Origin of the sequence: [Bacteroides] pectinophilus, assembly GCA_025146925.1 — a bacterium.
Lineage (GTDB): Bacteria > Bacillota > Clostridia > Lachnospirales > Lachnospiraceae > Bacteroides_F > Bacteroides_F pectinophilus.
The window spans coordinates 1,793,760-1,807,079 of record CP102260.1; the positions used below are offsets into that span (position 1 = coordinate 1,793,760).

Here is a 13,320-nt window from a genome sequence, read left to right on the forward strand (position 1 = left end):
GATGGGAACCGCCATAAGTCCCTTCTGTCATTCCGGGACCAAGCTTCCTTGCGGTCCGGCTTATATAATAACGGCTCCATCAATATTAGTATAAATGTTTTCTTCCGCACCTGACTGATTCATCGCTGTTATGACCGTATTACTCTTTGTGTTAATAATAAATGCCATTCCATCCATCAGTACAAGCGACTCTTTAATTCCTTTGGCACCGGCTTTGTGGGCTCCATCCTCTAACCGTGCTAACTGCTCATTGGTCAGTATAATATCTCTGTCAGCCAGTCTCTCTCCTGCATGTTTTGAAAACTTGAGTTCTTCACCATCCTGGTTCTTAATCTCATCTGCAGTCCTGTTAAGAATATCAAGGAATGAGACATCCTGATTCTGACTTTCCTGTACCTTGCTCTTACTTCCAAGATACTGCCCCGTAACCTGCTCAATTGAAGAAAACCTTCTGCTGTTAATCTGCATATATTTCCTCCCACATATGGTTACTGTACACATCAGCCTCCGTTAAGCTTTGGCTGTGCTGCCTTTAGTATCATCTTTCTTAGAATCTGATGACTCTGTCTTGTCTGTAGCTGTTCCGCCTGATGTTGAACTGTTTGAACCGGAACTTGAACCGGAACTTGAACCGGAACTTGAACCGGAACTTGAACTTGAGCTTGAATTATTAGTAATCTTATAATAATCCGTATTCAGAATTGAATTAAGGTCGTTAATATCATAGAGACTTCCATTAATTCCTACATATGTCTTACCGTTAGAATTAACGATTCTGTCTACTACTCCTCCGACATATGATGTAGTACCTGACGCTGTAATAGTATTCATTATTACCGTCTTACCTACAAGAGCATTAGCCTGATTCTGAGCCATTGAATTAGCCATATTCTGCATCTCTTCAACCTGTGTAAATGTAGCAAGCTGTGCCACATACTCAGTGTTTGAAGATGGCTCAAGCGGATCCTGATTCTGCATCTCTGCTACAAGCAGCTGAAGGAATGCATCCTTATCAAGTCCGTTATCATAAGACTTATCAGTAGTTGAATGATATATGCTGGTTGCCTCTGTATTAAGTGAACCATCACTGTTAACTGTTGCTACTGCCATCTGATTATCCTCCTTCTTACAATATTCAATGCATAATTCAGTAATTATGCCATGTAACTTACACTGCTGTTATCTCCGACAAGCATGTCCATAACCTGCTGCTCGTCATCCGAAAGTTCTTCTTCAGAAAGTCCCATAAGACTGTCAAGATTAAGTGTTCTTCTCCTGCCGCTCTCCTGATTCTGTCTGCTTCCGTCTGCCGGATTCTGGTTGCCTTCAAATGCGTGACTCTCTACAGTTACCTCAACATGTTCAACCTTAAGTCCCTGATTATTAAAATTCTCTTTCAGGACCGCAAGCTGATTCTCAATCGCCTTCTTAACTGCTTCATCCTGAGCAGCAATCTGTGCTGTCATAATGCCATCTCTTGATGACACCGTAAGATGAATCTTTCCGAGATTCTCAGGTGTAAGCTGAATCTCCATGCTCTGAAGACTCTCCGTTGACACAACCTTTACACTGTCAATAATCTGCTGGACAATATCCGCAGCGTCAACCTGTCCCACATTCTCAACAAGCACTTCACCGAATGAATCATTGATACTCTGTGTAAGTTTAGCTGCAACTCCTGTACTGTTCTCAGATAAATCAGCCTTTACATCACTGTGTCTGGTAAAGTCCTTATTCTGTGAAGCATTATTATCGGATGCAGTATTCTCTACAGTTATCCTTGCTGCAAGATTATCCTGAGTTCCGTTCTGCCCTGTCTGGCTGCCGTCCTCTACAGTGACATCCTGTTCTGCATTATCTGTGTTGTCATTACTGTCTGCAGCTGCTTTGGCATTGAGTGCTCCCTCAAGTGCATCAGCAAATGCAGGATTGTCAGCATTTGCATTAATATAATCCGTAAATTCCTCTACAGTCATATTCATTGATTGTGCAAGTTCATCAGTCTTTACTGATACAAAATCAAGAATCTGCTTAAGCTGAGCTGACAAATCAGTATCCGTAATAAGTGCAAGTGCTCCGTCAGTGCCCGTAATCTGTGCTACAAGTGCCGTAAGGTTATTAGCCTTAAGAAGATCCTGCATTGTAAATCCAAGAGCTTCCATAGCTGCTTCAAACTCATCGTCACTGATATCAAGAACATCCTTAATCTGCTCTTTTATCTCATTAAGCGCACCGGCTATCTTGTCAGCATTGCTACTATCCTGCGGCTCGTTAACTGTTGTGCTTTTTACTGAGCCGCTGTTGAGCTTACTGTCAGGATTCTTAGGTGTATCCACTTCATTATTCTGATTGCTGCCCTGTGCTTTCCCGGATGACTTGATTGCAGTATTCACATTGGTCTGCGAATTACCGGCATTAGCTGAAGCTCTTGATGCAAGCGAGCTGCTCATAATGCTTCCGAAATCACTTTTCCCTGTGCTTTTCTTAGCTGATGCAGCCTGTGCAGCATTAGCAGTTCCCATATTGGCAAGTGCATTAACACTTCCTGACACTATATCGTTAGCCATGTCCTTTCCTCCTTTCTTCAATAATATCTATGTGAAAATCCTCAGCAGCTTACAGATTCTGTTATCTGTAACACTGTCCCGGACTGCCACATCATAACTTACAAATCAATATTACAAACAAAGCACCTCTGTTAAGGCTCATTAGGGTGCATAACCTTGGTTATCTTGGCTGCAAATACCGGATCCATAGCTGCCAGTATCGCCGCTCTCTGAGTAGATTTCATATTATTAAGTATATCTGATACAAGATTAATATCGCCTGTCATCTCTTCGAGAATAGCCGCTGCCGATTTTGCATCCATCTTTGAATAGGCCTCAGCCCATGCCTTAACCTGTGCAGTATAATTAATCTTAAGAAGCACCTGCTGATAGATATCAGCAGCATTATCAGGATTCATCTCCTCATACCACTTCTTATATTCTTCTATATCCGGTGCATTATCAGTATATACAACTTCCTCATCGAACTTCTTCTTAAGCTCTTCATAGTATGTCTGATTGTCCTCAAATGTCTTGAGCCTGTCTATCTCTGCCTGCATCTGTGCAATCTGCTCCTGGCTTGCATTGCCGTTATTCTGATAATCAGCAAGCTGCTTTTCAAGTTCTTTTATATGTTCTACAGCCTCAGCAAGGTTTTTATACTTATATCCGGTCTCAGCTGCCACTTCCTCATCTGATGCATCAGGAAGAATCCTGTTAATGACCGGAACATCCTTTAATATAGGACGAAGTACAGTACTTCCGAATCCACCGACATCAAGTTTGATAAGAAGTCCAAATATTACAAGCCATATTGCAATAATAACGACCGCAACAATTATAGTCCAAAGTGTTCCGCCTTTGACCCTTTCCTCATCATCAGTCTCGTCAACATCAAGGACTTCATCCAGCTCGCTGTTGTCTTTATTTTTCTTCTTTCTAGGCATTGTGTGTCTCCTCCAAAATACTGTCAGTCACTCTCGTCACTATTGGCATCATTATAAGTGAAACTAACAAGCTCATCTATCTCTTTCTTTTCCTGGTCAGCCAGTTCTGTCTTAAAATTCTCAAAAGCTTTTTCTTTGAGCTTTTCATATATCTTGCGTTCCTGCATTGCTTTGTTAAGTCTTGTGCGCGCAGCTTCAAGATTCTTCTGTGCTATATTCACATTAAGGAACTGCTTCTGTATAAGGCCCTTCATAACTTCCATTGAATCACTGAGGTGCTGTATATGCTTAATATCAAGCACACCATTGGATGCTTCCTTAAGCTCTGCACGGTATGTATTCTGCCTTGTAAGAAGTTCCTGAAACTTCGATTCCTCTTCAGCCAGCCTTGCTGCCGCCTGGGCATATGCAGTTTTTTCAAGTGATTCCAGCCTGTACTTAACATCAAGTACATTCTGAAGCCTGTAAACAAACTTAGCCATTAATTATTCCTTAATCAGCAAAAAGTGACTCGAGCATATTCAACTCTTCCTCAAGGCCAAACTTTTCATCTGTCTGCTGGCACAGATACTCATTAACAGCATCTATCTTTTCTATTGCATAGTCAATTGCCTTATTGGAGCCGGCTTTGTATGCACCTATATTAATAAGGTCCTCAGCCTCTCCGTATGTAGCAAGTACCTGCTTCAGCTTACCTGCCTGCTTCTTATGCTCTTTATCTACAATCTGGCTCATGCACCTTGATATACTCTGAAGAACATCAACCGCAGGATAATGATTCTTCTGTGCGAGCTTTCGGTTTAGCATTATATGTCCATCCAGAATACTTCTCGCAGTATCAGTTATAGGTTCATTAAAATCATCACCGTCTACAAGTACTGTATACAGCCCTGTTATTGAGCCTTTGTCTGACATACCTGCTCTCTCAAGGAGCTTAGGCATCTCACTGTACACACTAGGCGGATATCCTCTCGTAACAGGCGGTTCTCCCGAAGCAAGGCCAATTTCTCTTTGAGCCATGGAAAAACGTGTAAGTGAATCCATCATAAGCAGTACATCCCTGCCCTGATCTCTGAAATACTCAGCAATAGCCGTTGCAGTCTTCGCCGCCTTGTTACGGATAAGTGCCGGCTTATCAGATGTAGCAACAACCAGAACACTTCGCTTCATACCTTCCGTGCCAAGGTCACGCTCTACGAATTCTCTTACTTCCCTGCCACGCTCTCCTATAAGTGCTATAACATTAATGTCAGCCTTAGTATTACGTGCAAACATACCCATAAGAGTACTCTTGCCGACACCGCTTCCGGCAAATATTCCCACACGCTGTCCCTTACCGACTGTAAGCAGTCCGTCTACTGCTTTGACACCAAGCGGAAGTATCTCACTTATGATAACTCTTTCCATAGGATCCGGTGGAGCAGCCTCTACAGGATATTCCTCATATGATGTCAGCTCTGTTCCGTCAGTAGGATTACCAAGACCGTCCAGAGTATGTCCAAGAAGTTCATCACTGACTTTTACAGTAAGCGGATGCTCTGTATTCTCTACAATGCATCCCGGTCCCACACCGCCGACATCATCAAATGGCATGAGCAGGACTCTGTCATCCTTGAACCCTACAACCTCTGCATGTACCGGAGAACTTCCGTCTGCCGGAGTTATGATACACAGGTCATTGAGCTTGGCATCGGGACCTGCCGATTCAATGGTAAGACCTACCACTTTCGTAACGCGTCCCAGCTTTTTGTAGTATGATTTTTCTGTAAGCTTCAGGTATTTCATCCGGTCAATTATAGCCAAACCGATACCTCCCATAATAAATACATTAGTTACAGCTGCTGCTTAACAGCTTTATCGACTTAATAAGATTCTCAAGCTGGATATCCAGACTGCAGTCATACACTCCGGAATCAGCTTCTATCAGGCACTGTCCCTTAGACAGCTTGGAATCTTCAATTATATCAGCCTGAATATCTTTATTCATCGCACAATAGAGTTTCCCCTGATTCTGAATCATAAACTCATAATCATCATGTGATACCTTTATTGTGAATTCATTACTTATATTAGCATCCTGCAGCACATGATTAACAAGACTGAGTATCACCTGCTGGTCGCTGTCTGATATTGCATATATCGCATTCTTAAACACTTCAAGTATCACATTGACAAGTTCCGGCTCCATCTTAGCCTTAAGCTCGTTATATTCTTTCTCAAGTGCTGCCTTCCTGCTGTCATAATCTGACTGGAGCAGCTTCTTATCCTGTTCATACTTATTCTGTGCTTCTGCAGTCCCGGCATCAAATCCGTCATCATGTGCATCCTGACGTATCTGTTCTGCCTGACTCCTTGCGTCCTCAAGTATTCTGTCTGCCTGATTCCTGGCGTCCTCAAGAATTGCATCAGCCTGTGCCTTTACCTCATCAAGATCAGGTACTTCCTGTGCTTCCGCTTCCTGTGTTGCTGCAGCTGTATCTTCACCAAAAATACTCATATCTACCGGATTGCCATCTTCATCAACCATCTGTTCAACCTGTGGTGAATGAAGCCCTTCGATAAAACCGTCGCTGTCCTTTGGTGCAGCCTTCTTAAGTGCATCTAATTTTTCCTGAATAATCCGGTTATAATCAATAACCCTCTCATCTTTGTTGATGATACTTGCTCTTTTTAAAAGATTAGACAATTATCTCGTCACCTCCACCTCTGGCGATAACGATTTCACCTGCATCCTCAAGCTTTCTGATAATATTAACAATCTTCTGCTGAGCCTCCTCAACATCCTTCATACGTACAGGACCCATGAAGTCCATATCCTCTTTTATCATAACAGCAAGACGCTTTGAAAGGTTGTTGAAGATAACATTCTGAACCTCTTCCGTTGAGCCCTTAAGCGCAAGTGCAAGGTCATTATTATCAACATCACGCAGCACTCTCTGTATAGCTCTGTCGTCGAGGGATATGATATCCTCGAATACAAACATCTTTCTGCGGATCTCGTCTGCAAGCTCCGGCTCTTCGATCTCGAGAGTCTCCATAATATGCTTCTCTGTGCCTCTGTCAACAGAATTAAGAATCTCAACGATAGAATCAACACCGCCAACAATAGTGTAATCCTGATTAACAAGTGATGAGAGCTTTCTTTCAAGTACTTTCTCAACCTGCTTGATAACGTCAGGTGATGTACGATCCATCTGTGCAATTCTTCTTGCTACATCTGCCTGCTTCTCAGGTGGCAGCGCACTGACAATTGAAGATGCCTGTGATGCAGGAAGATATGAAAGAATCAATGCAATTGTCTGAGGATGCTCATCCTGTATAAAGTTAAGCAGCTGCGCAGGATCTGTCTTTCGTATGAACTCGAAAGGACGAACCTGAAGACTCGCAGTAAGCTTGCTTATTACATCCTTTGCCTTATCTGAGCCAAGTGCTTTTTCAAGAAGCTCCTTGGCATATCCGATACCGCCCTCTGCAATATACTGCTGTGCAAGGCAGATCTCGTAAAATTCATTAAGTACTTCTTCTTTTGTCTGAGGCGATACACTGTTAGTGTTGGCAATCTCCAGCGTAAGCTGCTCTATCTCCTCTTCTTTCAGATGTTTGAATATCTTAGAAGACTTCTCCGGTCCAAGTGCGATAAGCAGAACCGCTGCCTTCTGTACGCCATCCATTTCTTTCTCGCCGTTACCATTTTTAGCCATGACAAAACTCCTGCCTCTTTATATCTAATCCCATCCGTCATTAAGCCAGTTGCGCAAAAGCAAAGCAACCGCTTCCGGATTCTCGTCCACAAATTTCTCGATAGCCTTTCGTATCTCTGACTTCTCCTGAAGGTCGATATCTTCGAGAGGCTCCTGCTGCTCTTTTGTTGTCCTCAGCATCTCTTCCACTGAAAGTTCCGGCTCCTTCTCCTCCACTGTCAGAGGTCTTGCACTTCTGAATACAACAAATGCAAGTAATCCGAGTATTACAACTGCAAGCGCAATCTGTAACCAGAATGTCCAGTTTCTTACGAATGCATTACCCTCAGAATCCACGAAGAACGGTTTCTGATATGCAAGCACAGTAATGTTCTGGGTATCAATACCTGTTCCTGTTGATATTGCATTAATCCATGTCTGATCCACCTGTGCTGCCACAGATTGTGCATTCTGGGCTTTGAAATCATCCCATGTTGTATTATCAAGGAGACCTCTTTTCCTGCATTCATCCTCGTTATATATAACATTCTTTACAAATGTTACTGTCATTGATGATGTGTTGTAAATAACCTTTCCAGGCTGGCTGTCAGTTGTTGTAACAAGCACATTAGGCAGATATGCATACTTTTTAACACTATACTCTGATGTTGAATTAGTACCATCCGATACGTAATATGTAGTTGAATTATCGCCACTGTTAGAAGATGTTCCCGGAACACCGCCTGCTCCATTAGTACCTGAACTTGCCTCTTCATATGACTCAGAGTAAAGTCCCTGCTCCATTCCATCCGGTGCAGAGTACTGCGTATTGATAGTATTAACCGCATCCCAGTTCATATCGAGATTCATCTGCACATAAGCTTCATCATAAAGCCCTGTTGCCAGCATTCCCTGTCTAAGATGAGATGTTATTGATGATTCTATCTGGCTCTGATACTTAAGCCTTCCGTTGAGGCCTACTGTTGACGTACCACTTACGCTGAGGTCTGTATCAGACTTTGAAAAAAGCGTAGTTCCGTCTGTGCTTATAATTGTTATGTTATCTGTAGTCTTATTACCTACTGATGTAGCAAGCAGCTGCGCCATACCCGCTGCGACCTCATCATCAATCTGCTTTGTAAGCTGCAATACTACTCCAACAGTAGCTTCCTGCTTTGTTGAATAGTATATATTAGTTGCTTCTCCAAGTGTTACAGTAACAGATGCTTCCTTTACTCCGTCAAATGACTCAAGATCCGTCTTGAATTTTGATTCAAGATACTTCTGCCACTTTTTCTGCTTATCATTCTCAGTTGTTGAGAAGCTTCCTGATAATGCATCCTCAATCGTATAGCCATCTGACTGTATGTTGCTTGATGCCAGTGCCATCTTAGCATTCGTAAGGTCTTCTTTTCTGACTTTAACAACCATTGAATTGTCCGCAACATTATACGATATTGAATTATCTGTAAGGAGATTAGTTACCTCCTGCATCTGTGCATATGAACTGCATGTTGTAAGTGTCTCATACTGTGGTCTGTTAACAACAACCGCAAGTATCACAAGTGCAATAATAACAACAGCCACACTGCTGACAATTACAGCCCTCTGCTTAACAGTATATTTATTCCAGACATCCAGTAATTTCTGTCCAATTTGTTTGAACCTATCCATGTTTCAAGTATCCCTTCTGCAATCAGCAATATTACATTGACATATTCATTATTTCCTTATATGCCTCCAGCGCCTTGTCTCTTATTGCGACAGTATACTGAAGCGCAAGATTAGCTTTCTGCTGATATACACTCAGCTCATGGGTACTTGTGAGATTGCCGAGTGAAAAATCTATCTCAGCCTGTGAAGCATCCTGAATGTACTTGTTCGTATCGTTAAGAAGTCCGACAACTGAATTATATACCGAATCAAATGTATCCTTGTCAGTTGCAGCCTGATTTGATGAAGCAGACTTAACAGCATTAGTGACTTTGTCTATATAGTCACTGCCCAGCGCCTGCGTAGCTGAATAAACGTCCATTAATAATTCCCCGTATTCTATAAAATGTTATTGAGCACAAATTATTATGCCTTGCCTATCTCTAGTCCCTTTGTTGCCATGCTCTTGCCTGCATTAAATGCAGTAACATTGGCCTCATAAGATCTTGTTGCATCTATAAGATCAGTCATCTCCTGCACTACATTGACATTAGGATATGTGACATATCCATTCTCATCAGCATCCGGATGCGACGGATCGTATTTTTTAACCATGTCAGTCGTATTATCTTCAAGTATAGATGTCACCTTGACGCCGTTACCTGCGATACCGTTACGCGCAGCCTCAAATACATGTTCAAATGACTGCACCGACTTCCCCTTCTCTGTAAAATATACTTCCTTTCTTACATAAGGAGTTCCATCTGATGTACGTGTTGTATTAACATTAGCAATATTCTCCGATATAACATCAGTTCTGAGCCTCTGCGCTGTCATACCTGATGATGCAATGTTAAACTGACTGAATAACGCCATAATCTACCTCATTCCTGCCACACCGGCTGTATTAACATAGCTGCCATCCGGCATGGCTATGTTTGGATTGTTATTACTAGCTTATTACCATCTTAATTCTTGAAAATTCATTATTCATGCTGTCTATAAGTGCATTATAAACAAGCTGGTTGGAAGCAAGCTCTGACTGCTCGGTCTCTATATCTACGTTATTCCTGTCACTCCTGTATGAAAGCGTTGAATAATCCGTATATACCTGTGAATGTACCGTATCCAGATCTGCATGCTTAACTCTCTGATTAAGTGTTGAATATGGATTCTCAGGTGCCTCCAAAGCAGAGTTGAGATACTTCTCAAACGAAACATCTTTTCTCTTATATCCCGGTGTATCCACATTAGCAATATTATTAGTAAGTACTTCGTTACGAAGCCAGCTGTTGTCTGCTGCTTTATTCAATACATCTACATACCCAAATGCTCCAGAATCAAACATATTCTCACTCCTATCCCATTATTCACTTAATAAATTATAAGGTTTTATTCAGTAAAACACAAGCTTTTTTGACAATATTAGTCAATTTTTATTATAAACTGCACAGAATGGTTAAATTATGCAAAACAAAAGAAAGCTGCACAATCCGGGCGGACCTTCGCAGCTTTCCTCAAACAGCTATTAATCAAGTTTCTTAAGCTCATCAAATACAACATCATTAATAACCTTGATGTATGTTCCTTTCATGCCGGATGATCTTGACTCAATCACTCCCGCACTCTCAAACTTTCTGAGAGCATTAACAATAACCGAGCGTGTTATTCCTACCTTGTCTGCAATCTTACTTGCGACAAGAATACCCTCCTCGCCATCAAGTTCCTTGAATATATGCTTAATTGCCTCAAGTTCTGATGATGAAAGTGTGCTTATTGCTGACTTCACAATCTGCTGCTTACGCACTTCCTCTGCATTCTCATCCGTAACGGCACGCATCATCTCAAGTCCGACTACCGTAGTGCCATACTCACAAAGTATAATATCTTCTATCTCATAGTTATTATCGCTCTTATACATAAAGAGTGTTCCAAGTCTCTCACCGCCTATGTCAATAGGAGCAAGCAGTGCCTGAAACTTACGTACATTCTCTTCAGCGAATCCGAGTGTCGCAAGATTAACATTCTCTTTGGTTGACAGCACGCTAAGCAGTCTTTCGTTAAGCATCTGATCTACAAAGCCACCGACCTTATCAAAGATAAGCTCATCAATTCTGTCAACACCATCACAGAATCCTGTTCCCAGCACCTTGCCTTTCTTACTTATAACGAGTATGTTTGATTCAAGAATTCCGCTCAATACCGCACAGATATCGTTAAACTCAACTCGCTGTGAATGATTATTGTGTAATAGCTTATTGATTTTTCTTGTCTTATCCAATAATTGAACGCTCATATTCTCCTCACTTCTGCGCGCACAGCGCAATGTATATAATCGCCATCATCATAAAAGAATATTAGCACAATTAAATCAAGTTATCAATATTTTTTACACAATTTGTATAAATTAATTTATTATTCCGCATACTTCGGCTTCTGTTCAACATAGCCGCAATTTTCATCGGCGCACGCTATCTTACTTCCCTTTTCGACCATGTATCCGCCGCACTTAGGGCACTTCTTTGCAACAGGCTTCTGCCATGACATAAAATCGCACTCCGGATTATCTTCACATCCGTAATAGCGGCGGCCCTTCTTAGTCTTACGCATTACTATCTCTTTGCCGCACTTAGGGCATGCAACTCCTATTTTTTCAAGATATGGCTTTGTATTACGGCATTCAGGGAATCCCGGACACGCAAGGAACTTACCGTGAGGTCCGTATTTGATAACCATGTTGCGTCCACACACATCACAGACAACATCAGTAACCTCATCCTCTATCTTGACGTTCTCCAGTTCTTTTTCGGCCGCCTTAACCGATTCATCAAGATCCGGATAAAAATTACGTATTACCGTCTTCCAGTCTACTGTTCCCTCTTCAACACTGTCAAGAAGTGCTTCCATAGTGGCAGTAAAATTAACATCAACAATAGTAGGGAATGCCTTAAGCATTATGTTGTTGACTGCTTCGCCAAGCTCTGTCACATAAAGGTTCTTATTCTCCTTGGCAACGTATCTTCTTGCAATTATTGTTGTTATTGTAGGTGCATAAGTACTTGGACGTCCTATTCCAAGTTCTTCAAGTGTCTTAACAAGAGATGCCTCCGTATAATGAGCCGGCGGCTGCGTAAAATGCTGCTTCTTATCGAGATTATCAAGCTTGAGCTCTGAGTTCTCATCTATACCGCTTATAAGCTTATTACCTGTCTGTACATCATCATCTTCATCTTTGTATACAGACATAAATCCATCAAACTTAAGCTTGGATGCAGAAACATTAAATCTGTATTCACCGGCCTTAATCCTGACTGCCGTTGTTTCGTATACAGCATCGCTCATCCTGCTTGCAGTAAATCTCTTCCAGATAAGCTGATAAAGCCTGAACTGATCTCTTGACAGAGATTCCTTAACATCTGCCGGAGTAAGTGATATGTCAGTAGGACGGATTGCCTCATGTGCATCCTGTATCTTCTTTTTGCTTCCGTTCTTCTTGTCACTCTGCATAAGATACTTGTCGCCATACTTTGATTCAATATAATCATGCGCCATTACCTGGGCTTCTTCGGCTACACGTGTAGAATCCGTACGCAGATATGTGATTATACCGATTGTTCCCTGCCCCGCAATATCAACACCTTCATAAAGCTGCTGTGCAAGACGCATCGTCTTCTGTGTGGAAAAGTTAAGCAGCTTGGAGGCTTCCTGCTGGAGTGTACTTGTTGTAAACGGAAGCGGTGCCTTCTTTGACTTCTCGCCCTTCTTCACAGACTCAACAGCGAACTGCTCCTTCTCAAGCTTTGCGACAACCGCATCCATTTCTGCGGCGCTTTTTATATCCATCCTGCCATCTGCATTACCATAAAAATGTGCAACAACCGGCTTCTTCTCACCTTTTACATTAAGTACTGCATCAAGCGTCCAGTACTCTTCCGGAATAAATGAATTAATCTCGTCTTCCCTGTCACATATTATTCTGAGTGCGACAGACTGTACTCGTCCCGCACTCAATCCCCTCTTAACCTTCGCCCAGAGAAGCGGACTTATCTTATAGCCTACCATTCTGTCAAGAATTCTTCTTGACTGCTGTGCATTAACAAGATTCATGTCAATCTTGCGTGGTTCCTTAATTGATGCCTTAACAGCATTCTTTGTAATCTCATTAAAACTGATTCTGTTAATGTGCTTATCATCTAACTTCAGTGCCTGGGAAAGATGCCATGAGATTGCTTCTCCCTCACGGTCGGGGTCAGTTGCAAGATATACTTTATCTGCTTTCTTTACCTGCTTCTTGAGGTTAGCAAGAATGTCCCCTTTTCCCCTGATAGTGATGTACTTCGGCTCAAAATCATTCTCTATATCAATGCCCATCTGGCTCTTGGGAAGATCTCTTATATGTCCGTTAGATGCACATACCTCATAATTACTTCCCAAGAACTTCTTAATTGTCTTAACCTTAGCCGGTGACTCCACTATAACAAGATTTTTTCCCAT

The 13,320-nt window shown here is 41.9% G+C and carries 14 protein-coding genes; all 14 read right to left on the reverse strand.

The annotated features are described in order from the left end of the window. Positions 1–60 precede the first annotated feature (60 nt). On the reverse strand, positions 61–468 hold the full coding sequence (locus NQ488_08430) for a flagellar protein (protein ID UWN94614.1): 408 nt from the start codon (positions 466–468) through the stop codon (positions 61–63). A 42-nt stretch (positions 469–510) separates the two neighbouring features. Continuing rightward, entirely contained in the window at positions 511–1,110 is a 600-nt protein-coding gene (locus NQ488_08435; GenBank protein UWN94615.1) for a flagellar hook capping protein, read from the reverse strand. 44 nt (positions 1,111–1,154) lie between these two features. Next, positions 1,155–2,567: a flagellar hook-length control protein FliK gene (locus tag NQ488_08440; protein ID UWN94616.1), complete on the reverse strand. Its 1,413-nt coding sequence runs from the start codon at positions 2,565–2,567 to the stop codon at positions 1,155–1,157. 131 nt (positions 2,568–2,698) lie between these two features. Next, a complete protein-coding gene (locus tag NQ488_08445) occupies positions 2,699–3,493 on the reverse strand; it encodes a hypothetical protein (protein UWN94617.1) in 795 nt (264 codons plus the stop codon). A gap of 23 nt (positions 3,494–3,516) precedes the next feature. Next, complete coding sequence (gene fliJ / locus NQ488_08450) at positions 3,517–3,975, reverse strand: flagellar export protein FliJ (protein ID UWN94618.1); 459 nt, start codon at positions 3,973–3,975, stop codon at positions 3,517–3,519. Positions 3,976–3,985: 10 nt separating this feature from the next. Then, positions 3,986–5,278, reverse strand: a complete 1,293-nt coding sequence (gene fliI, locus NQ488_08455; protein ID UWN97132.1) for a flagellar protein export ATPase FliI — start codon at positions 5,276–5,278, stop codon at positions 3,986–3,988. Between the two features lie 43 nt (positions 5,279–5,321). Continuing rightward, positions 5,322–6,179 (reverse strand): FliH/SctL family protein, encoded by an 858-nt coding sequence (locus NQ488_08460; GenBank protein UWN94619.1) that lies wholly within the window; start codon positions 6,177–6,179, stop codon positions 5,322–5,324. Continuing rightward, the gene (fliG, locus tag NQ488_08465) at positions 6,172–7,194 is read right to left on the reverse strand and encodes a flagellar motor switch protein FliG (GenBank protein UWN94620.1); all 1,023 of its coding nucleotides are present in this window, start codon (positions 7,192–7,194) and stop codon (positions 6,172–6,174) included. Before fliG ends, NQ488_08460 begins: the two co-directional genes overlap by 8 nt. A 24-nt stretch (positions 7,195–7,218) precedes the next feature. Beyond that, positions 7,219–8,847, reverse strand: coding sequence for a flagellar M-ring protein FliF (locus NQ488_08470; GenBank protein ID UWN94621.1), 1,629 nt, complete (start codon positions 8,845–8,847; stop codon positions 7,219–7,221). Positions 8,848–8,878: 31 nt separating this feature from the next. Further along, positions 8,879–9,208 carry a flagellar hook-basal body complex protein FliE gene (locus NQ488_08475; GenBank protein ID UWN94622.1) on the reverse strand — a complete coding sequence of 110 codons (330 nt, stop codon included), beginning with the start codon at positions 9,206–9,208 and terminating at the stop codon, positions 8,879–8,881. Between the two features lie 44 nt (positions 9,209–9,252). After that, positions 9,253–9,702, reverse strand: coding sequence for a flagellar basal body rod protein FlgC (gene flgC / locus NQ488_08480; protein UWN94623.1), 450 nt, complete (start codon positions 9,700–9,702; stop codon positions 9,253–9,255). Positions 9,703–9,778: 76 nt separating this feature from the next. Next, positions 9,779–10,174 carry a flagellar basal body rod protein FlgB gene (gene flgB, locus NQ488_08485; GenBank protein UWN94624.1) on the reverse strand — a complete coding sequence of 132 codons (396 nt, stop codon included), beginning with the start codon at positions 10,172–10,174 and terminating at the stop codon, positions 9,779–9,781. Positions 10,175–10,354: 180 nt separating this feature from the next. Continuing rightward, positions 10,355–11,122 (reverse strand): GTP-sensing pleiotropic transcriptional regulator CodY, encoded by a 768-nt coding sequence (gene codY / locus NQ488_08490; protein UWN94625.1) that lies wholly within the window; start codon positions 11,120–11,122, stop codon positions 10,355–10,357. A 119-nt stretch (positions 11,123–11,241) separates the two neighbouring features. Further along, positions 11,242–13,320 (reverse strand): type I DNA topoisomerase, encoded by a 2,079-nt coding sequence (gene topA / locus NQ488_08495; GenBank protein UWN94626.1) that lies wholly within the window; start codon positions 13,318–13,320, stop codon positions 11,242–11,244.